General features: G+C 67.1%; 19 protein-coding genes and 1 tRNA gene. 14 read left to right on the forward strand and 6 right to left on the reverse strand.

Annotation, left to right across the window (positions count from 1 at the left end; genetic code table 11):
* Positions 1 to 166: 166 nt before the first annotated feature.
* Positions 167 to 253 (reverse strand) — tRNA-Leu (locus HB724_RS11410).
* Between the two features lie 145 nt (positions 254 to 398).
* Between HB724_RS11410 and HB724_RS11415 the strand changes: the two genes are divergently transcribed.
* The 8 genes from HB724_RS11415 (at position 399) to HB724_RS11450 (ending at position 10,957) form a co-directional block, all read left to right on the forward strand.
* Positions 399 to 1,337: a complex I NDUFA9 subunit family protein gene (locus HB724_RS11415; RefSeq protein ID WP_213981061.1), complete on the forward strand. Its 939-nt coding sequence runs from the start codon at positions 399 to 401 to the stop codon at positions 1,335 to 1,337.
* 64 nt (positions 1,338 to 1,401) lie between these two features.
* Entirely contained in the window at positions 1,402 to 2,208 is an 807-nt protein-coding gene (locus HB724_RS11420; RefSeq protein WP_213981062.1) for an undecaprenyl-diphosphate phosphatase, read from the forward strand.
* Between the two features lie 122 nt (positions 2,209 to 2,330).
* Positions 2,331 to 3,773, forward strand: coding sequence for an NAD(P)-dependent oxidoreductase (locus tag HB724_RS11425; RefSeq protein WP_213981063.1), 1,443 nt, complete (start codon positions 2,331 to 2,333; stop codon positions 3,771 to 3,773).
* Between the two features lie 14 nt (positions 3,774 to 3,787).
* Positions 3,788 to 4,477, forward strand: coding sequence for a DUF2059 domain-containing protein (locus HB724_RS11430; RefSeq protein ID WP_213981064.1), 690 nt, complete (start codon positions 3,788 to 3,790; stop codon positions 4,475 to 4,477).
* Positions 4,478 to 4,565: 88 nt separating this feature from the next.
* On the forward strand, positions 4,566 to 9,083 hold the full coding sequence (gene gltB, locus HB724_RS11435; protein ID WP_213981066.1) for a glutamate synthase large subunit: 4,518 nt from the start codon (positions 4,566 to 4,568) through the stop codon (positions 9,081 to 9,083).
* A 68-nt stretch (positions 9,084 to 9,151) separates the two neighbouring features.
* Positions 9,152 to 9,583 (forward strand): hypothetical protein, encoded by a 432-nt coding sequence (locus tag HB724_RS11440; RefSeq protein ID WP_213981067.1) that lies wholly within the window; start codon positions 9,152 to 9,154, stop codon positions 9,581 to 9,583.
* A 41-nt stretch (positions 9,584 to 9,624) separates the two neighbouring features.
* Positions 9,625 to 10,296: a glutathione S-transferase family protein gene (locus tag HB724_RS11445; protein WP_213981068.1), complete on the forward strand. Its 672-nt coding sequence runs from the start codon at positions 9,625 to 9,627 to the stop codon at positions 10,294 to 10,296.
* 46 nt (positions 10,297 to 10,342) lie between these two features.
* Positions 10,343 to 10,957, forward strand: a complete 615-nt coding sequence (locus HB724_RS11450) for a YbhB/YbcL family Raf kinase inhibitor-like protein (protein ID WP_213981069.1) — start codon at positions 10,343 to 10,345, stop codon at positions 10,955 to 10,957.
* A 39-nt stretch (positions 10,958 to 10,996) separates the two neighbouring features.
* Here HB724_RS11450 and HB724_RS11455 read toward each other — a convergent pair whose 3' ends face one another.
* From HB724_RS11455 to HB724_RS11470, 4 genes are all read right to left on the reverse strand, one after another.
* Positions 10,997 to 11,848: an SDR family oxidoreductase gene (locus HB724_RS11455; RefSeq protein WP_213981071.1), complete on the reverse strand. Its 852-nt coding sequence runs from the start codon at positions 11,846 to 11,848 to the stop codon at positions 10,997 to 10,999.
* Positions 11,849 to 12,342: 494 nt separating this feature from the next.
* Positions 12,343 to 13,371 carry a GGDEF domain-containing protein gene (locus HB724_RS11460; RefSeq protein WP_346344718.1) on the reverse strand — a complete coding sequence of 343 codons (1,029 nt, stop codon included), beginning with the start codon at positions 13,369 to 13,371 and terminating at the stop codon, positions 12,343 to 12,345.
* Positions 13,372 to 13,627: 256 nt separating this feature from the next.
* Positions 13,628 to 14,176: a redoxin domain-containing protein gene (locus HB724_RS11465; protein ID WP_213981073.1), complete on the reverse strand. Its 549-nt coding sequence runs from the start codon at positions 14,174 to 14,176 to the stop codon at positions 13,628 to 13,630.
* Positions 14,177 to 14,231: 55 nt separating this feature from the next.
* A complete protein-coding gene (locus HB724_RS11470) occupies positions 14,232 to 15,290 on the reverse strand; it encodes a phospholipase A (RefSeq protein WP_213981074.1) in 1,059 nt (352 codons plus the stop codon).
* 66 nt (positions 15,291 to 15,356) lie between these two features.
* On the opposite strand from HB724_RS11470, the gene hisN reads away from it, so the two are divergent.
* The 3 genes from hisN to HB724_RS11485 all read left to right on the forward strand — a co-directional run bounded on the left by hisN (position 15,357) and on the right by HB724_RS11485 (position 18,128).
* Positions 15,357 to 16,139: a histidinol-phosphatase gene (hisN, locus tag HB724_RS11475; RefSeq protein ID WP_213981075.1), complete on the forward strand. Its 783-nt coding sequence runs from the start codon at positions 15,357 to 15,359 to the stop codon at positions 16,137 to 16,139.
* A gap of 235 nt (positions 16,140 to 16,374) precedes the next feature.
* Complete coding sequence (locus HB724_RS11480; RefSeq protein ID WP_213981076.1) at positions 16,375 to 17,655, forward strand: SDR family oxidoreductase; 1,281 nt, start codon at positions 16,375 to 16,377, stop codon at positions 17,653 to 17,655.
* Entirely contained in the window at positions 17,655 to 18,128 is a 474-nt protein-coding gene (locus HB724_RS11485; RefSeq protein WP_213981077.1) for a DUF2269 domain-containing protein, read from the forward strand. The genes HB724_RS11480 and HB724_RS11485 overlap by 1 nt, the downstream gene beginning before the upstream one ends.
* Before the next feature lie 16 nt (positions 18,129 to 18,144).
* Here the strand turns inward: HB724_RS11485 and HB724_RS11490 are convergent, their stop codons facing one another.
* Positions 18,145 to 19,275 (reverse strand): acetylxylan esterase, encoded by a 1,131-nt coding sequence (locus tag HB724_RS11490; protein ID WP_213981079.1) that lies wholly within the window; start codon positions 19,273 to 19,275, stop codon positions 18,145 to 18,147.
* Positions 19,276 to 19,461: 186 nt separating this feature from the next.
* Between HB724_RS11490 and rpmI the strand changes: the two genes are divergently transcribed.
* The 3 genes from rpmI to HB724_RS11505 all read left to right on the forward strand — a co-directional run bounded on the left by rpmI (position 19,462) and on the right by HB724_RS11505 (position 20,749).
* Positions 19,462 to 19,665 carry a 50S ribosomal protein L35 gene (rpmI, locus tag HB724_RS11495; protein ID WP_097062249.1) on the forward strand — a complete coding sequence of 68 codons (204 nt, stop codon included), beginning with the start codon at positions 19,462 to 19,464 and terminating at the stop codon, positions 19,663 to 19,665.
* A 14-nt stretch (positions 19,666 to 19,679) separates the two neighbouring features.
* Positions 19,680 to 20,045: a 50S ribosomal protein L20 gene (gene rplT / locus HB724_RS11500; RefSeq protein WP_213981080.1), complete on the forward strand. Its 366-nt coding sequence runs from the start codon at positions 19,680 to 19,682 to the stop codon at positions 20,043 to 20,045.
* 83 nt (positions 20,046 to 20,128) lie between these two features.
* Positions 20,129 to 20,749 (forward strand): LysE family translocator, encoded by a 621-nt coding sequence (locus tag HB724_RS11505; RefSeq protein ID WP_213981082.1) that lies wholly within the window; start codon positions 20,129 to 20,131, stop codon positions 20,747 to 20,749.
* Positions 20,750 to 20,796: the final 47 nt, after the last annotated feature.

Raw genomic sequence — 20,796 nt, forward strand, 5'->3', positions numbered from 1 at the left:
GGCAGGCCGTAGCTCGACAGGGATTGCCCGTCGAAAATAGTAGGTAGAGCCGCGCTTAGCGAGATAGGTACACATGGCTTTCAGCCCCTGTTACATCTGTAACAGCCGCCTGTAAAAACCGTCATTTCTCAGCTATTTCCTAAGCTTTTCAATAGCTTAGGTAAAATGGTGCCCAGAAGAGGACTCGAACCTCCACGGCCTTGCGACCGCCAGCACCTGAAGCTGGTGCGTCTACCAATTCCGCCATCTGGGCACGGGGTAGGGGGCGGCCTTTAGGGAAGGGGCGGGCGGGTTGTCAACCGCGCGCTCGCGTTAATTCCAGGATGCCGCCACGGCTTGCCGTTTGCCGCGCCGCGCGGCATGGGAGGCGGCTCGCGACCACGCACATCGAGGCAGGCATGAAGGACAAGCTGGTAACCCTGATCGGCGGCGGAGGCTTTCTCGGCCGTTACGTCACGCAGGAGCTGCTGCGCACCGGTGCGCGCGTGCGCGTGATCGAACGGCGCCCGCGCGACGCCTGGTTCCTGAAGCCGCTCGGCGGCCTGGGCCAGACCCAGTTCGTCGCCGGCGACATCACCCAGCCCCAGACGCTGACGCGCGCACTCCAGGGCTCGCACGCCGTGGTGAACCTGGCCGGCATCCTGAGCGGCGATTTCCAGGCCGTCCATGTCGATGGCGCCCGCAACGTGGCGGAGGCGGCCCGCGCCGCCGGCGTCGAGGCACTGGTCCATGTCTCCGCGCTCGGCGCCGATTCCGATTCGCCTTCCGCTTATGGCCGCTCGAAGGCCGCGGGCGAGGAAGCGGTGCGCGCAGCCTTCCCGCAGGCGACGATTCTCCGTCCCTCGCTGCTGTTCGGCCGCGAGGATTCGTTCGTGAACCGATTCGCGGCGATGATCGGCTCGGCACCGGTGGTGCCGGTGCTGCGCGGCGCGGTGCGCTTCCAGCCCGCCTATGTCGCCGATGTCGCCCAGGCGGTGGTGGCCGCGCTCGCCGATCCCGAGGCGCATGGCGGCAAGACCTATGCGCTGGGCGGGCCCGATGTGCTGACCATGTCCGAGCTGTTCCGTTGGATCGCCGGGGCGATCGGCCGCGAGCCGGGCTTTATCGAGCTGCCCGATGCGCTGGGCGGCGTGATCGCCGCGTTCGGCGCCTTTCCCGGCGCGCCGATCACGCGCGACCAGTGGCGGATGCTCCAGAGCGACAATGTCGTCCCCGCCGGCGCGGCGGGCTTCGCCGCCTTCGGCATCACGCCGACGCCGCTCGCCAGCGTGGCACCCGCCTGGCTTGTCCGGTTCCGCCGTCACGGGCGTTTCGGCCGCATCGGTGAGGCCGCCTGACACTCCATTCCGCCAGGGGCTCGCCCCGGCTGCCGATCCGCGCCCAACGGGAGCCCCTTAGCCCATGACCGAACTTCTTGTCGCGATCCTGCTCGGCATCGTCGAGGGCGTCACCGAATTCCTGCCCGTCTCGTCGACCGGCCATCTGATCCTCGCCAGCGAGCTGATGGGCTATGATGCCGCGCAATGGGCGATGTTCAACGTCGTCATCCAGCTCGGCGCGATCCTGGCGGTGGTGGTGCTCTATTGGCGGACCTTCTGGGCGGTGGCGCTGGGGCTGCTTCAGGGCAATCCGGTGTCGTGGCGCTTCCTGCGCAACCTGGTGGTGGCCTTCATCCCGGCTGCGGTGATCGGGCTGGCACTGCACAAGCAGATCGAGGCGCTGCTCGCCGCGCCCAAGGTCGTCGCCTGGGCGCTGATCCTGGGCGGCGTGGCGATCCTGGCGATCGAGCGGACGATCAAGCGCGCGGATATCCACGGCATTGCCGAGATCCCGCTGGCGCGCGTGATCGGCATCGGTTTCATCCAGTGCATCTCGATGATCCCGGGCGTCAGCCGTTCGGGCGCGACGATCATGGGCGCGCTGTCGCTGGGGGTGGAGCGGCGCACCGCGGCCGAATTCAGCTTCTTCCTCGCGATCCCGACGATGCTGGGCGCGACCGTGCTCGAACTGGCCAAGAACGGCGACTCGATCACCTCGGGCAAGGTGGGTTGGAGCGAGATCGGCGTCGGGTTCGCGGTCGCGTTCGTCGTGGCGATCCTGGTCATCAAATGGTTCGTCGGCATCGTCAGCAAGCACGGCTTCGCACCCTTCGCCTGGTATCGAATCATTGCCGGCGCTGCCGCGCTGGTATGGTTGACTCTCAGATAGGACCGATACGGCCGTTATTTACTCGGAAATCGGCCGGAAATATATCGATCGTTGGCTTGAATCGATATATAGGTAAGTAAGACTGCCTTTTATTTCTCCTGCCCCTGCGATAGGCGGCGTGCATGGCAGACGATGCAATGCTCAAATTCGTAGGCACCGGGCAAGTCTATCCGGAAAAGCGCGCGGCACAGCTGCGCGCGGAGGACTTTCGCGAGATCGCCAATCGCTACGCTGTGCCCGATGCCGAGCAGCAGGCCGGCCGTTGCTCGCAATGCGGCGTGCCCTATTGCTCGGTCCATTGCCCGCTCCACAACCATATCCCGGACTGGCTGCGATTGACCGCCGAGGGCCGGCTGCGCGAAGCCTATGCGCTGTCGAACAGCACTTCGACCATGCCCGAGATCTGCGGCCGCATCTGCCCGCAGGACCGGCTGTGCGAGGGCAATTGCGTCATCGAATTCTCCGGCCACGGCGCGGTCACGATCGGATCGGTCGAGAAGTTCATCACCGACACCGCCTGGGAACAGGGCTGGGTCGAGCCGGTCCATGTCGGGCGGGCCAAGGGCCAGTCGGTCGGCGTGATCGGCGCCGGCCCCGCTGGGCTCGCCGCAGCCGAATATCTCCGCGAGATGGGCTATGACGTCCATGTCTATGATCGCCACGATCGCTCGGGCGGGCTGCTCACCTATGGCATCCCCGGCTTCAAACTGGAGAAGCATGTCGTCCAGCGCCGGGTCGAGCGGCTGGAGGAGGCGGGCATCGTCTTCCATCGCGGCTTCGAGGTCGGCCGCGACGCGACGCTCGGCGAGCTGCGCGAGCGCCATGATACGATCCTGATCGCGACCGGCGTCTACAAGGCGCGGGCGATCAAGGCGCCGGGCGTGGGCGCGGCCGGCGTGGTCGAGGCGCTCGACTATCTGACCGCGTCGAACCGCAAGGGATTCGGCGACGCGGTTCCCGAATTCGACGACGGCACCCTGGATGCGCGCGGCAAGCATGTCGTGGTGGTCGGCGGCGGCGATACCGCGATGGATTGTGTGCGTACCGCGGTCCGCCAGGGCGCGGCGTCGGTGAAGTGCCTTTATCGCCGGGACCGCGCCAACATGCCGGGCTCGCAGCGCGAGGTGGCCAATGCCGAGGAGGAAGGCGTCGAGTTCGTCTGGCTCTCCGCGCCCGAGGCGTTCGACGGCAGCGAAAAGGTGACGGGCGTGCGCGCCACGCGGATGCGGCTCGGTGCGCCCGATGCCAGCGGCCGCCGCGCGCCGGAGCTCGATCCGGGCGCCGGCTTCCAGCTCCCGGCCGATCTGGTCATCAAGGCGCTCGGCTTCGAGCCCGAGGATCTGCCGAAGCTCTTCAATGCCGACGGCCTGGGCGTCACCCGTTGGGGTACGGTGCGCACCGACGGCAAGACGATGATGACGAGCCTCGACGGCGTGTTCGCGGCGGGCGATATTGTCCGCGGCGCGAGTCTGGTCGTCTGGGCGATTCGCGACGGCCGCGACGTGGCGGCGCACATGCATGCCTGGATGCGTGCCCATGCGGACGCCTCCGCCCAGGCGGCTTGAGGGGAATCGAAGCGATGCAGTCGTTTGTTGCGGTCCTCGCGCTGGGCTTGGCGCTTCCGGGCCATGCCGTCGCGCATGAGGGGCCGCGCGCCGCCATGCCGGACGCGCGGGCGGATGCCGAGCAGCTGGTCGGCGTCCTGCTGCCGCGCGACGCGATCCTGGCGCTGGGCGGGCGGGCGTTCGATTATGGCGTCGATCAGGGCAATGCCACCGACCCGCAGGAGCGCAAGCTCTACGACGCCCATCCCGGCATGAAGGAATATGTCGCCGGCAAGGTCCGTCCCGAATTCCAGACGATCATGCTGCGCGAGCTGCCCAGGCTGCGACAGGATCTGGGCACGATCCTGATCGCGGAAATGACGCCCGCCGAGATCGCCGACGCGCTTGCCTTCTTCGCCAGCCCGACCGGCATCAAGATAAAGGCGCAGGTCTATCAGTCGATCGGCGACAGGCCCGATCGGCCGCAGGCCGAGATCCAGGAGAGCGCCACGGCGGCGGCGATCGCGAACCTCACGCCCGACGATTACCCCGCGCTGATGGCGTTCGGCGCCACCACCGCCGCGCAGAAGATGCAGGCGGTGGTGAACCAGAAGATCTCCGTCGCCAGCCAGGAATGGGCGGCGCGGATGGTCTCCGCAAATCAGGCGCGGCTGCGGCAGATCGCCGTGAATGCGCAGGCCGAGTTCCTGGCGAAGAGCAAGTGATCGGCGCCGTTGCCGCCGCCAATGCCGACCCGGCCCGCGCCGGGGTGAAGATCGATTGACCGCATGGGTGCGGCAGGGAAATGACGTGATGACCAAGCAGATCGACCAGTCCGAACGCGAGCGCATGGCGCGCGAAGGCATGTATCGTCCCGAGTTCGAGGGCGATGCCTGCGGCGTGGGGCTCGTGGCGGCCACCGACGGCCAGGCGAGCCGCCGCGTCGTCCAGTCGGCGATCGATGCGCTGAAGGCGGTGTGGCATCGCGGCGCGGTCGATGCCGACGGCAAGACCGGCGACGGCGCCGGCATCCATGTCGACCTGCCCGCGCGCTTCTTCGACGATGCGATCGCCGCGGGCGGCCACCGCGTGCGCCGCAACCGGCTCGCCGTGGGCATGGTCTTCCTGCCGCGCACCGACCTGGCGGCGCAGGAGACGTGCCGCACGATCGTCGAGAGCGAGATCATCGAGGCGGGCTACACCATCTATGGCTGGCGCCAGGTGCCGGTCGACGTCTCCGTCATCGGCCTCAAGGCCCAGGCGACCCGCCCCGAGATCGAGCAGATCATGATCGCCGGCCCGCTGCCGGGCGATGTCGACGCCGCCGAGTTCGAGAAGAACCTGTATCTGGTACGCCGCCGGATCGAGAAGCGCGTGATCGCCGCGCAGATCAGCGGCTTCTACATCTGTTCGCTGTCGTGCCGCTCGATCATCTACAAGGGGCTGTTCCTCGCCGAATCGCTGTCGGACTTCTACCCGGACCTCAAGGACCAGCGCTTCGAGAGCCGCGTCGCGATCTTCCACCAGCGCTATTCGACCAACACCTTCCCGCAATGGTGGCTGGCGCAGCCCTTCCGCTGCCTGGCGCATAACGGTGAGGTCAACACGATCCGCGGCAACAAGAACTGGATGCTCAGCCACGAGATCAAGATGGCGAGCATCGCGTTCGGTGAGCAATCGGAGGACATCAAGCCGGTGATCCCGGCCGGCGCGTCGGACACGGCCGCGCTCGACGCGGTGTTCGAGGCGATCTGCCGTTCGGGCCGCGACGCGCCCACCGCCAAGCTGATGCTGGTGCCCGAGGCGATGGGCGACGACATCCCCGACACGCATATGGCGATGTACCAGTATCTCGCCTCGGTGATGGAGCCGTGGGACGGCCCCGCCGCGCTGGCGATGACCGACGGCCGCTGGGCGGTCGCCGGCATGGACCGCAACGCGCTGCGCCCGCTGCGCTATACCCAGACTGCCGACGGCCTGCTGATCGTCGGATCGGAGACCGGCATGGTCCAGGTCTCCGAGAGCAACGTGCTCGCCAAGGGCCGGCTCGGGCCAGGGCAGATGATCGCCGTCGATCTCCAGGAAGGCGTGCTGCTCCACGACGGCGCGATCAAGGACCGCATCGCCGGCGAGGCCGATTATGCCGGCATGATCGGCGAATTCCTGACGGTGGACGATCTGCCGGCATCGGCCGTCGAGCCGCTCCGCTTCGAGCGCGCCGAGCTCACCCGCCGCCAGGTCGCGGCGGGGCAGACGCTGGAGGACATGGAGCTGATCCTGGCCCCGATGGTCGAGACCGCCAAGGAAGCGATCGGATCGATGGGCGACGATACCCCGCTCGCCGTCATCTCGGACAAGCCGCGCCTCATCAGCCAGTTCTTTCGCCAGAATTTCAGCCAGGTCACCAATCCGCCGATCGATCCCCTGCGCGAGCGGCACGTGATGTCGCTGAAGACGCGCTTCGGCAATCTCGCGAACATCCTCGATGCCGAGGGCGGAGGCAGCCGCGTGCTCGTGCTCGAAAGCCCGGTGCTGACCAATGCCGACTGGGAGCGGCTGCGCGCCCATTTCGGCAGCCAGCAGGCCGAGATCGACTGCACCTTCCCCGTCTCGGGCGGTCCGGAGGCGCTGCGTGAGGCGATCCGCCGCGTCCGCTACGAGGCCGAGCAGGCCGTGCGCGCCGGCTGCACCGAACTGTTCCTCACCGACGAGCATCTGGGGGCGGACAAGGTGGCGATCGCGGGCGTGCTCGCGGCGGCGGCGGTGCATACGCACCTCGTGCGGCGCGGCCTGCGCTCCTATGCCAGCGTCAATATCCGCACCGCCGAATGCCTCGACACCCATTATTATGCGGTGCTGATCGGCGTCGGCGCGACGACGGTGAACGCCTATCTCGCCGAGGCCACGATCGCCGATCGCCAGGCGCGCGGCCTGTTCGGCGACCTGACCCTGGAAGAATGCCTCAAGCGCCACCGCAAGGCGATCGACGAGGGGTTGCTCAAGATCCTCTCCAAGATGGGGATCGCGGTGATCTCCTCCTATCGCGGCGGCTATAATTTCGAGGCGGTCGGGCTCAGCCGCGCGCTGGTCAATGATTTCTTCCCGGGCATGCCGGCCAAGATCTCCGGTGAAGGCTATGCCTCGCTGCACCTCTCCGCGATGATGCGCCACGAGGCCGCGTTCGATCCCGAGGTCGCGACGCTGCCGGTCGGCGGCTTCTATCGCCAGCGCCATGGCGGCGAGACCCATGCCTATTCGGCGCAGCTCATGCACCTGCTCCAGACCGCGGTCGCGACCGACAGCTATTCGAGCTATCTGCAATTCTCGCGCGGCGTGCGCGACATGCCGCCGGTCTATCTGCGCGACCTGCTCGAATTCAATTTCCCCGCGGAAGCGATGCCGATCGACCAGGTCGAGGCGATCACCGAGATCCGCAAGCGCTTCGTCACCCCGGGCATGTCGCTAGGCGCCTTGAGCCCCGAGGCGCACGAGACGCTGGCGATCGCGATGAACCGGATCGGCGCCAAGGCCGTCTCGGGCGAGGGCGGCGAGGACAAGGTCCGCTACACGCCCTATGAGAATGGCGACAACGCCAACTCGGTCATCAAGCAGGTCGCCTCGGGCCGCTTCGGCGTGACCGCGGAATATCTCAACGCCTGCGATGAGATCGAGATCAAGGTCGCGCAAGGCGCCAAGCCCGGCGAGGGCGGCCAGCTCCCCGGCTTCAAGGTGACCGAGTTCATCGCGAAGCTGCGCCATGCGACCCCCGGCGTGACGCTCATCTCGCCGCCGCCGCACCACGACATCTATTCGATCGAGGATCTGGCGCAGCTCATCTACGACCTGAAGATGATAAATCCGCGTGCGCGGGTGTGCGTCAAGCTGGTCAGCTCGGCCGGCATCGGCACGGTGGCGGCGGGCGTCGCGAAAGCCCATGCCGACGTGATCCTGGTCGCGGGCCATGTCGGCGGCACCGGCGCCTCGCCGGTCACTTCGGTCAAATATGCAGGCACACCCTGGGAAATGGGACTCAGCGAGGTCAACCAGACGCTCACCCTCAACGGCTTGCGCGGCCGGGTGAAGCTGCGCACCGACGGCGGGCTCAAGACCGGGCGCGACATCGTCATCGCCGCGATCCTGGGCGCCGAGGAATTCGGCATCGGCACGCTTTCGCTGGTGGCGATGGGCTGCATCATGGTCCGTCAGTGCCATTCGAACACCTGCCCGGTCGGCGTCTGCACCCAGGACGAGCGGCTGCGCGCCAAGTTCACCGGCAATCCGGAAAAGGTCATCAACCTGATGACCTTCATCGCCGAGGAAGTGCGTGAGATCCTCGCCAAGCTCGGCTTCCGCAGCCTCGATGAGATCGTCGGCCGCACCGAGCTGCTTCGCCAGGTTAGCCGTGGGGCCGAGCATCTCGACGATCTCGACCTCAACCCGGTGCTCGCCAAGGTCGATGCCGACGATGCCGAGCGGCGCTTCAGCCTGTCGACCTTCCGCAACGAAGTGCCCGACAGCCTCGATGCGCAGATGATAAAGGACGCCGCGCCGGTCTTCGCGCGCGGTGAGAAGATGCAGCTCACCTATTCGGTGCGGAATACGCATCGTGCAGTGGGCACGCGCCTGTCGAGCGAAGTGACCCGGAAATTCGGCATGTCGAGCCTGAACGACCACCACGTCCAGGTGCGGCTGCGCGGCTCGGCCGGCCAGTCGCTCGGCGCCTTCCTGTGCAAGGGCATCACGCTGGAGGTGTTCGGCGACGCCAACGATTATGTCGGCAAGGGGCTTTCGGGCGGCGTGATCGTCGTGCGGCCCTATGTGAACTCGCCGCTGGAAAGCTGGAACAACACGATCATCGGCAACACCGTGCTCTATGGCGCGACCTCGGGCCGGCTCTATGCCGCCGGCCAGGCGGGCGAGCGCTTCGCGGTGCGCAATTCGGGCGCCGATGTGGTGGTCGAGGGCTGCGGTGCGAACGGCTGCGAATATATGACCGGCGGCACCGCGGTCGTGCTGGGCGGCGTGGGGATGAACTTCGGCGCGGGCATGACCGGCGGGATGGCCTTCGTCTATGACGCGGAGGGCAGCTTCGATCGCCGCGCCAATCCCGAGAGCATCGTCTGGCAGCGCCTCGCCTCCGCACATTGGGAGGGCAGGCTGCGCGCGCTGGTCGAGGCCCATGCCGAAGCGACCGACAGCAAATGGGCGAAGGGGCTGCTCGAGGATTGGGACCGCGCGCTCGGCAGTTTCTGGCAGGTGGTGCCGAAGGAGATGCTGACCCGCCTGTCCTATCCGCTCGACGACAGCGTCGAGGCCGTGGCGGCGGAGTGAATCGTTCAGCCCCGGCTAAGCGATTGTGATATAAGCGAGCCTGCATCCTGACGACTCGGGAGAGTATCATGCGTCTCGTATCCGCTGCTTTCGCTCTCTGCCTCATCGGCTCGCCGGCCATGGCGCAGGCCCAGTCGCAGGACCGGGCCGAGGCCGTGGCGCATGCGCTCAAGAATCCGATGGTGCAGGAAGCGCTGGCCGGCACGCTGAGCAACCTTGCCGGCATCGTGCTCGATACCAAGGTCGGCCCGCTCGCCCATTATGCCGATCCGCGCGACGATATCCGCCCGGACGATACGCTCCGCAGCATCGAGCGCCGCCGCGATCCGCAGTTCGAGAAGCACTTGCACGACCATGCCCGCGGCGCCGTCGCCGCCACGGCGACCGCCGCCAACGACGTGCTCGCGATGCGCGATTCGCTGGGCGAGACGGCCGGGCGCCTTCGCACCGCGCTGGCGCCGCTGCGCGAGGCGCTTCAGGGCCCGTCCGGCAGCAAGTGATCGGCTTTACGGCGGGCCGCCCGCGCGCTTAAGGGTCGGGCATGTGGCAGCTTTACCAATTCCCGCTTTGCCCCTTCTCGCGGAAGGTCCGGCTCCTGCTCGGTGAGAAGGGCGTGGGCTATGAGCCGGTGCGCGAATCGCCCTGGCTGCGGCGGGACGAGTTCCTAGACCTGAACCCCACCGGCCAGGTGCCGGTGATGGTCGATACCGAGCGCGGCGCGACGCTGATCGATTCGACCGTGATCTGCGAATTCTTCGAGGAGACGGTGAGCAAGAGCGCGATGCTCAACGGCACCGCGCTCGATCGCGCCGAGCAGCGCCGGCTGGCCGTGTGGTTCGATACCCATTTCTATGGCGACATCACCGCGCCCCTGCTCCACGAGCGGATGATAAAGCGCGTCGTCCACAAGGTGGCGCCCGATGCCAAGGCGCTGCGCGAGGCGATGCGGGCTGCGGTCGGCCATCTCGATTACATCGATTACCTGCTCGATCACCGCACCTGGCTGGCGGGTCCGACGATGAGCCTAGCCGATCTGGCGGCCGCCGCGCAGATCTCGATCGCCGACTATCTGGGCGGGATCGACTGGAAGAGCCACGAACAGGCCAAGCGCTGGTATATCGGCATGAAGAGCCGCCCGAGCTTCCGCCCGCTGCTGACCGAGCGGATGGAAGGGATCCCGCCGCCGGCCGATTACGAAAAGCTCGACCTGTAGGAGCCCCGGAAGCGCCTGGCGGGTTGAGCGGAGCGAGGAGAAGGCGATGCTCGAACATGTGCCGCACTGGCTGGGAAGCGCGCTGAAGGGATTGCGTGCGGGGGCGGACAAGCTGGCGATCGTCCAGCCCGAGCTCGGCAGCTTCGGATCGCTGCGCTTGGTCAGCCCTGCCTTCGCCGATGGCGCGCGGCTGCCGGAGCGTTTCACGGCGGACGGCGAGGGCGTGTCGCCGCCCTTGTTCTGGACCGGGGTGCCCGAAGCCACTGAGCGGCTGGTGCTGATCGTCGAGGATCCCGACGCCCCCGCGCCGCAGCCTCTGGTCCATGCCGTGGTCTGGGGCTTGCCGGCCGATGGCGACCTGAAGGAAGGCGCGATCCGGGCCGACGGGGTGGGCGATGCCGATGGCAGGGATGTCGGCCGCAACAGCTATTTCGGCGAGGGTTGGCTGCCGCCCGATCCGCCGACCGGGCATGGCCCGCATCATTATGCCTTCCAGCTCTTCGCGCTCGGGCCTGGCCCCGATCCGGGCGACAGCCCCGGGCGGAGCGCGATCGTCAAGGCGATGGCCGGGCGTGTGCTCGCGGCGGGTCTGCTGACGGGCACCTATTCGCGGGGCGAGGAATCGCCGGTCGGCCCGGTGGGCGCGGGGGCGGCCATCTAGATACTCCCCTTGCCGGGGAGGACCAATGCGCGAGGCTGCTCAGCCATTGACGATCGTCCCGCCATTGGGATGCAGCACCTGCCCGGACATGTAGCTCGCATCCTCGCAGGCCAGGAACAGGAAGGCGGGCGCCACTTCATTGGGCTGGCCCGGCCGCCCTATCGGGGTGTCCTTTCCGAAGCTCTCCAGCTTCTCCGGGCTTGCGCCGCCGCTGGGATTGAGCGGAGTCCAGATCGGCCCGGGCGCGACGGCGTTTACCCTTATGCCCTTCCCGATCAAATTCTCGGACAGGCTGCGCGTGAAGGCAGTGATCGCGCCCTTGGTGCTCGAATAGTCGAGCAGTTCCTTCGATCCCTGGTACATGGTGACGGAGGTGGTGTTCACGATCGCGGCCCCCGGCTTCAGGTGCGGCGCCGCGGCCTGGACCAGGAAGAACATGCCGAAGATGTTGGTCTGGAAGGTACGCCGGAGCTGCTGCTCGGTGATCTCGGTGACGTCCTTGTCCGGATGCTGTTCGCCGGCATTGTTCACCAGCACGTCGATCTGTCCGAATTCGGACAAAACCTGTTCGATCGCGGACTCGCAGAAGGCCTTGTCGCCCACGTCGCCGGCGATGGTGAGCGCGCGCCGGCCTTCGCCGCGCACGATCCCGGCGGTCTTCTCCGCATCGTCATGCTCGCACAGATAGACGATCGCGATATCGGCGCCCTCGCGCGCGTAGAGCGCGGCGACCGCGCGGCCGATGCCGCTGTCGGCGCCGGTGATGACGGCGACCTTGCCCTGGAGGCGTCCGGAGCCGGGGTAACGCGGCTCCCAGTCCGGCTTGGGTTCGAGCGCGCTTTCCTGCCCGGGCAGCGCGTCTTCGTGGATCATTTCTACGGTGTCGCTCACGGCACTGACCTCCTGATGGGAAGGGGACGTGCCGGGGAAAACCGGTGCGGGACGCCCGTGGTTCCGCTGGTTCCGCCCGCCGGAGCGGGGGCAGGGCTCAGCCGATCAGGCCGGAACCCTGCATGCCGCTGCCGGCGATGAGGACGACGGTGAACGCGAAGGACGCGAACCCGACAAGGATGCTGCGTGCCATGGAAATCCTCTCCTGCTTGTCCGTCATCACGCGATCGGCACGATGGGGGTGGAGAAGACCACGAGCGCGACGGTGAACAGAACGGCGCCGAACACCGCGGCAGTGCGCTGAAGCGAGTCGAGATGAGCAGTCATTGCATTTACTCCCTGATATTTTCGGCTTCCGGACCATCCGGCCGCCGATGCCAGAAGTAATGCAGAGGGCGTGCCAGTTTCATAAGTCATTGAAAATACGTGATGTGGTGATGGTGCCCGGCGAGGATTGGGAGAAATTGCCGCGTGCGATTGGCGGAAAATACCAATTATCGGCGTGACGGGCGATCCGGGGCGAGGCCGATCTGCACGCAGTTCCGGCCGCCGCTCTTGGCCTGATAGAGCAGCCGATCGGCGCGGTGGAACGCGGTCTGGTGCATCTCGTTGTCGGCGACGGGGGTGAGGCCGGCGGAGAAGGTGATCTCGCCCAGTGGCTCGTCGGAGTCGCGCAGCTTGTAGCGCTTGGCCTGGACGAACAGGCGCGCGGCCTCGATTATCTCGCGCGCTTCTTCCAGCGTCGCGCCGGAGAACAGGATCGCGAATTCCTCGCCGCCATAGCGGGTGACGAGATGGCCCTGGCAGGATTCCGACAGCGCCTCGGCGATCGCCTTGAGCACGCGATCGCCCACCGCATGGCCGAAGCGATCGTTGACTGCCTTGAAGTGATCGACGTCGCACACCGCGATGCACATCGCGGCGCCCGCGGTCCGCTTGCTGGCGAAGGCTTCCTCGAACGCGCGGCGATTGGGGAGCTGGGTCAGCGGATCGCGGCGGGCATTGTCGCGCGCTTCCTCCAGCTTCTCGCGCAGGTCGCTGGCCTCGCGGGTGGCGTTTTCCAGCCGCTCCTCGGCGCTGCGTACCCGGGCGAGCATCGCGGCGGTGATCCGCGCGACTTCATCAAGGGCGACGCCGTGCTGATCCCGGATCTCGGCCGAGCGCGAGATCGCCTCGGCGCTGGCGGCCAGGTTGCGGCCGAAATCGGCGGTCTCGGCGCGGATCGCGGTGACCATGTCGGCAAAGCCTTCGACCTGCATCTGGGTCTGGGCGACCAGGCCCTCGGCATGCTCCTTCGCATGGACGTCGTGATTGGGCTTCACATCGATGTTGAGGCTCTCGATGTCGCGCTGGGTGAGGCGGACGCCGCCATCGGTGAGGGCATGGACCGCGCGTGCCAGCGAGCCTTCGGGATCGGCGAGCAGGTGATAGGCGAAGGCGAAATTCGCCGGATCGGGCTCCAGCCGCTGGTCGAACAGGAAATCGCCGATCCGATCGTACAGGTCGCGAGACGCCCCGTTCACGCTAGCTGCCCGGACTGCCCGCGCCACCGACATAGATTCCAATTTCCCCACAATCCCGCAGCGCTTTCCCTGGATTGCGATGCTGGAGATGAAGCTAGGGCGAGAAAGCTAAAATCTGGTGAGTAAAGGTTTCGAAGGCGTAAAGAATTTGGTACGAGCCGCCTGCTTTCCCTAGGGGAAACAGGCGGTTGCGAACATATTTCCGGCTTCTTTCAGGGATGCCGCCGTTTCGGATGCATCGGCGGCGAAGCGCCCCTCAATGATGCTTCGAATGATTGTACTTCTGCACCGCCTCCAGCGTCATGCGGACATGATCGGCCGGGCTCATATCGGTATGGGCGAAGAGCACGCGGCCATTGGGCGCGATCACGAAGCTGGTGCGGCTGGTGATCGCCGTCGCCGTGCCGTCGGGCTTCTTGAGCAGCACGTCATAGCCCTTGATGACTTCGGGGCTCGCGGCGGCGACGGCGAACTTGCCCGCGCAATGCTCGCTGGAGAATTTGGCGAGCTGGTCGACATTGCCCGCGGTCATGCCGATCACGGTGGCGCCGGCCTTGGTGAAATCGGGCAGCGCCTCGGCGAAGGCATGCGCTTCGGCATTGCAGCCGGCGGTGAAGGCGGCAGGGAAGAAATAGAGCACCACCGGCCCCTTCTTGAGCGCGGTGCTGAGCTTGACGGTGAAGGGCTGGCCGGCGGAGGCGCCCTGGGCGGTGAAGTCCGGGGCCTTGGCGCCGGGCGCGAGCGCCGCGCCGGCGGGCACCGCGAAGGGAAGGATCAGCGCCGCGAGGAGAAGCTTCAACCGCATGACAGGACTCCGGGAAATGTTCGGCTGAACTTCTACGCCCATGCGCCCGCCCTGGCTAGCGGGTGAAGGCGATGCCCAGCCGGGCATGGCTATCGTTCCTGCGGTAATCGTCCAGATCCTCGCCGTCGCCGGTGAAGACCTGGCCGAACAGATAGGCGCCGATCCCGCCGCCGATCGGCGCGAGCGGATAGGAGGCGAACAGTTCGGCCGCGCCGTGCCCGGTCTCGAAATTGCCGCGGCCGGTGAGCGAGAGCTTCAGCCCGTCCTTGCGCTGGATCGCGGCGGTGAGCGAAGTGTAGCCGTAATAAGCGGGCATGTCGTGGACGGCGCCGCTGTGCCCGACATAGAACCAGGCCTGGGGCGCGACGTCGATCCGCCAGTCATCGCCCAGGTCGAACGTCTTCTCGACGCGCGCGAAGACGCGGTTGATATCGACCGAATCCAGATCGCCCCGTCCGTTCGAATCATGCCGCCAGCCGACCGCGACGCGCGTCGTCTCGTCCACGGGCACATCGGCATAGATCTCGGGGCTGTAGATGGTCGAGCGGAACGGGCCCGAAGGCTCGTTGATCGCCCAGAACATCGTCTGGGTATAGGCGAAGCGCAGATTGCCGAGCTTGAGCGGCGCATCCTCCGCAAAGGGGCGGACGGCGAAGCTGACCTGGAGCTTGCCGCCCGAATCGCCCAGCCCGAACGCGCCATAGATCGGCTCGTGCGGCTCGAACCGGTCGAGAAAGGCGGAGGAACTGCCGGTCGAGCTCTGCACGATCGTCTCGCCGGGCGGGATCTCGGCGGCGGCGTGCTGCTCGCCGGGAGGGATCGCGGTGCCGGCGACGCCGACGGGCACGTAGCGCGCCTTGGCGAAGCCGCCCGGGGATATGGTGGGCGTCGGACCGGGGGTGCGTTCGAGGACCAGCCGGGTGCCGTCGGTCGCGGTGATCTCGATCTGGCGGGGGCCGGCATCGGCGACGGGAGCGGTGCCTTCGTTGACCAGGAACACCTCGACGCCGCGCAGCGCGGCCTGTTCGGATTCGGGCTGGGCCGGGACTGCGCGGACCTGTGCCGCGGCGGGCAAAGCGGCGGTCAGGCCGATCGCGAGAAGGAGCGGACGCATCGCCGGGGGAAGTGGCAGGCGTTTGTGACCTTGGCGAGTCAAAATTGGGCGGGTAGGGCTGGCTTCATGCCCGTTTCCGAAACAGATGTCGCGCTCGCCCAGCGCCTTGCCGATGCGGCCGGCGCGGCGATCCGCCCCTATTTCCGCAAGGAGCATGGGCTGGAGGCGAAGGAGGATCTTTCTCCCGTCACCCGCGCCGATCGCGAGGCGGAGGAGGCGATGCGCCGGCTGATCGTCGCCGAACGGCCGATGGACGGCATCATCGGCGAGGAATTCGGCGTGCGCGAAGGCACGAGCGGGCGGCAATGGGTGCTCGATCCGATCGACGGCACCCGCGCCTTCATCGCCGGCCGGCCGATCTTCGGCACGCTGATCGCGCTGATCGAGGACGGATGGCCGATGCTGGGCATCCTCGACCAGCCGATCACCCGCGAGCGCTGGCTGGGCGTGGCGGGGCGCACCACCCTGTTCAACGGCAAGCCGGCGGAAACGCGCATCTGCCGCGAGCTGAAGGGCGCGATCCTGGCCACCACCTCGCCGGCTTTGTTCGACGACGACCAGCTCCACGCCTTCGAGCATATCGACGCCGCGGTGATGAGCACGGTGCTGGGGGGCGACTGCTATAATTACGGCTGCGTCGCGAGCGGCTGGATGGACGTGGTGGTCGAGGCGGGGCTCAAGCTCCATGATTTCGCCGCTCTGGTGCCGATCGTCGAGGGCGCGGGCGGGCGGATGTGCGACTGGCAGGGCGATCCGCTCCATGCCGGCAGCAACGGCGAAGTGATCGCGGCGGGCGACCCGGCGCGGATCGACGATATCCTCGAAGCGCTCACCTGCCGGGGGCATTGAGCCCTTTCCAAAGTGCGCGGAGTCGCGGTCCATTCGTGCACTTTGCCCTGTCGCCCCCGCGCCCCGAATCGATGGCGGAAGAGGCGGATGGGTCATGCCGCTGCTGAAGCCGAGGAAATCCTACAAGTAAACAGGCGGGATGGCCCCGCGGCGGCGCGGTTCGGCAGGCATTCGATCCGAACTATCCTGCTGAACCGCGCCGGCCCTGCTGCTATGGGTTCGGCAGGGGGTGCAAATGCGTATCATGTTGATCGGAGCCGGCGGCTTCATCGGCCGGCATGTCATGGCCGAGCTGTTGGCGGGCGGGCATGATGTGGTCGGCGTGGCCCGCTCGATCGGAACGCTTTCCGCCGCCTTTCCCCAGGCCGAATGTATCGCGATGGACCTTGCGCAGGCGACGAGCGCCGAGGCCTGGCGAGACCATCTGGCGGGGATCGACATCGTCATCAACGCGGCCGGCATCCTGCGGGGACGGGATATGGACGCCGTCCATGTCCGGATGCCGGAGGCCCTTCAGCGAGCCGCGTTGGCGGCCGGCGTGAAGCGGGTGGTCTTGATCTCCGCGATCAGCGCCCGTCCTGATGTCGCGACGGATTATGCCCGATCCAAATTGGCCGGCGAAGCGGCCCTGCGATCGTCCGGCATCGCATGGACGGTGCTTCGCCCCTCGCTGGTCTATGGCGACGGCAGCTATGGCGGCACCTCGCTGATGCGCGGCATGGCCGGCCTGCCCTGGATCACGCCATTGCCCGGCAGCGGCGATTTCCGCTTCACGCCGATCCATGTGGCCGATCTTGCCCGGGCAATCCGCCTGGTCTGCGAGAAGCCCGAATATGCGGGGCGGACGCTCGAACCCGTCGGGCCGGATATGTTCGACTTGCGGACGCTCCTCGCTGCCTATCGTGCCTGGCTCGGTTTTGGCCGGGCGCGCTTCCTTTCGATTCCGATGCCCTTGATGACGCTGCTGGGCCGCATCGGAGACATTGCGGGGGATGGCCCGATCGCCTCCAACAGCCTGATCCAGATGGTCGCGGGCAACAGCGGCGACAGCGCTGCATTTGCCGAGGCGATCGGATTCGTGTCCCGCAGCCTGAACGAAGCCCTTCGCGACCGGCCGGCGCAGGTCCAGGACCGATGGCATGCGCGGCTGTTCTTCCTCGCGCCCCTGTTGAAAGCGGTGCTCGTCCTGATGTGGATCGCATCGGCGGCACTGGGACTGGCCTATGGCGCGGCGCGGACCGGGGCAGTGTTGCAGGGCCTCGGCTTGCCCGGCGGCTGGGCGGCTCCGCTCCGGATCGGCGGCAGCGTGCTGGATATCGGCATCGCGGCGCTGCTGATCCTCGATCGGCGCGCGCGCTGGGCAACGCCCGTGCAGCTTCTCGTGGTGGCGGGCTATACCCTGGTGATCGGCATCGCCCTGCCCGGACTCTGGCTCGATCCGCTCGGGCCGCTGCTCAAGAACCTGCCGATCCTGCTCGCCATCGCCGTCCATGGCGCAGTTGCGGACAAGCGCTGATGGATCTCTATCTCCTCGTCAAATGGGCGCATGTGCTGAGCAGCACGATATTGTTCGGCTTCGGCGCGGGCACCGCCTGGTATCTGTGGAACGCGCATCTGACACGTGACCCGGCGACCATCGCCGGTGTGGGGCGGATGGTCGTGCGGGCGGACTGGATCTTCACCGGCACGAGCGGCGTGGTACAGCCGGCGAGCGGCCTGATGCTCGTCCACCTCGCCGGCTATTCGCTTCGGGAGCCGTGGCTGATCGTCACCTGTCTCCTCTATGTCGCCACCTTCGCCTGCTGGGCGCCGGTCGTCTGGCTGCAGATCAAGGCGCAGCGCCTGGCGCAGGCGGCGATGGAGAACGGGGAACCGCTCGGGGCCGATTACCATCGAGCGATGCGGCTCTGGTTCGCGCTCGGCTGGCCTGCCTTTCTCAGCCTGCTGGGGGTGTTCTGGCTGATGATCGCCAAGCCGCAGCTTTGGTGACGCGGACGCCCGCCGTCTATCGCCCGCGCCAATATTCGGGATGCGCGTCGATCTGGAGGATCAGCCAGTCGGCGACCTTGCGCTGCTCCTCGATGTCGAAATGGAAGTGGCAGCCGGCGTTACGGTAGCCTGCGCCGCTGAAGGGCAGGAAGGCGATGTCGGGCACGTTCGCCTTGCGCGCCGCCGCGCTGATGCGGGATTCGGCTGCGGCCATCGTCGCCTGTTCGGGTGGGGAGGCGTGGCTGGTGTCGAACCACCAGACCAGGATCGCGGCTTCGGGCGCGCGCTTGTGGAGATCGGTCACGAACCGTCCGAAGCTGTCGATATAGTCGGCGGCCAGCGCGTCGAAATCCTTCCAGCGCGCTTCCGGCTTGAAGCCCAGGAAATCGGCCTGGAGCTTTATCATGACGATTTGCGGCCGCCAGTTGCTATCTGAATAGACGGGTGCGGGGCGATCGGGGAACAGGCGGGGATAGACCTGCATCATCGCGATATCGGGCGCCGCGCCGCCATAGTTGCGGATCAGCCCCCGGCCGGAAATGGCGTTGACCTGATAGTCGGCGTCGTAATGGCGCGCGGTGAGCGCGGCGAAGGCGTCGGGCGTGTCGGTGAGCCGCCGCACCTCCTCCCCGGTGCATTCGCGCCTGGTCGAGCGCGCGCCATAGCCGGTCATCGAGGAATCGCCGATGAACTCGATCTGGCGCCTGCGGGCCGGCGGCGCGAGGAGCGCCTTGCCGGCGGGCACGTAGAAGCCGCCGAACATCGTGGTGACGCCGGCGCTCTCGGTTACCTTGTCGAGGCGGATGCGGTGCGCGCCGGTGGACAGGGTGGAGATCGTCACGTCGCTCCTGCCCGGCTGGGCGAGCGTGACCGACGGGAGATCGTCGATCCGGAGGCGATATTCGTTGCGGGCATCGTCGAAGCGCAGGATCACGCGATCGCCCCTGAACGCGCCTTCGAAATAGACGCCGGGCCATTGATGGCGGTAATCCTGCCCGCGCACCTCCACCCGGCCGCTGACATGGACCGGCAGTGGCTGCATGCCGGCCGTGACGCTGCGGCTCTCGCGATCGATGGTGACGGTCTGCGGGGCCACGCTGTCGGTGGCGGCGGTCAGCCAGAGCAGGAGGGCGAGATGGCGCGGCATCGGGCGGGATGGTAGCGCATCGGCCGCGGGATGCGAGCTTTTGCCGCGCCGTTCGGCCGGGTTTCCGACTCAGGTTGCATTGCCGTGACGCTTCGGCTAAGCGCCCCGCTTTCCGCGATCGAGGGACCGTCCGGCCAATAGGGCTGCCGTGTCTGTCCGCAGTCGTCGAACCATAAGGAGACGAAAATGCCCAAGCTCAAGACGAAGAGCGGCGTCAAGAAGCGCTTCAAGTTCACCGCCACCGGCAAGGTGAAGCATGGAGTCGCCGGCAAGCGCCACCGCCTGATTTCGCACAACGCGAAATATATCCGCCAGAACCGCGGCACCTCCGTGCTCGCCGACGCCGACGTGGCTCACGTCAAGGCGTGGGCGCCCTACGGTCTGAAGTAAGGAGGGCCTAAGACATGGCACGAGTAAAGCGTGGCACGACCACCAAGGCGAAGCACAAGCGCATTCTGGATCAGGCGAAGGGCTATTATGGCCGTCGCAAGAACACGATCCGCATCGCGCGCCAGGCGGTCGAGAAGGCCGGCCAGTATGCCTATCGCGACCGCAAGGTTAAGAAGCGCAGCTTCCGGGCTCTCTGGATCCAGCGCATCAACGCCGGCGTCCGCGCCGAGGGCCTGACCTATTCGCAGTTCATGCACGGGCTGAAGCTCGCCGGCGTCGAACTGGACCGGAAGGTGCTGGCCGACATCGCGATGCACGAAGGCGAGGCGTTTACCGCCATCGTCGCGCAGGCGAAGGCGGCTCTGCCCCAGGCCGCCTGAACGGCCTGATGCGACCGAGACAAGAGGGGCGCTGGTGGTGACACCGGCGCCCTTTTTCATTCCGCGCTCTTCGAGGACGAGCAATGGCGATGAAGACCTGGTGGCTCTATGTCACCGCCGTATTCCTGATCTCCGCGACTCCGGGGCCGAACATGCTCCACGTGATGGTGCAGAGCATCCATCACGGGCCGCGCCGCGCGCTCGCATCGATGGCGGGGCTGATGAGCGCGGTGCTGCTGTGCCTGCTCGCCTCCGCCGCCGGGCTGGGCGCGCTGCTCAAGGCGTCGCCGGGACTCTATGACGTGCTGCGCTATGCGGGCGTCGCCTATCTGGTGTGGCTGGGCGTGAAAGCTTGGCGCGCGCCGGCGGGCGGTGCGGCGGCGGCTTTGCCGCAGGCGCGGCGTTCCCTGCCCGCGCTGTATGCGGTCGGGCTGGGGACCGGGCTTTCCAATCCCAAGCTCATCATCTTCTGCGCCGCGCTCTTCCCGCAATTCCTCGATCCCGCGCGTCCCTTCGCGCCGCAGCTTGCGATCTTGGTGGCGAGCTTCGTGGTGATCGAGGCGTTCTGGTACGGCTGCTATGCGCTGGGCGGGCGTTCGCTCGCGCGGTGGCTGGCGCCGGCCAATCGCCAGCGGCTCTTCAATCGCGCGACGGGCGTGATGTTCATTGGCTTCGGCGGCCTGCTGCTCGGAAGCCGCGTATGACGCTTGACCTGAAGCCGCGACTGGGGTTCGGGCCATCCTGCACAGCG

The sequence above is a fragment of the Sphingomonas sp. dw_22 genome (genome assembly GCF_018449795.1).
Classification (GTDB): domain Bacteria; phylum Pseudomonadota; class Alphaproteobacteria; order Sphingomonadales; family Sphingomonadaceae; genus Sphingomonas.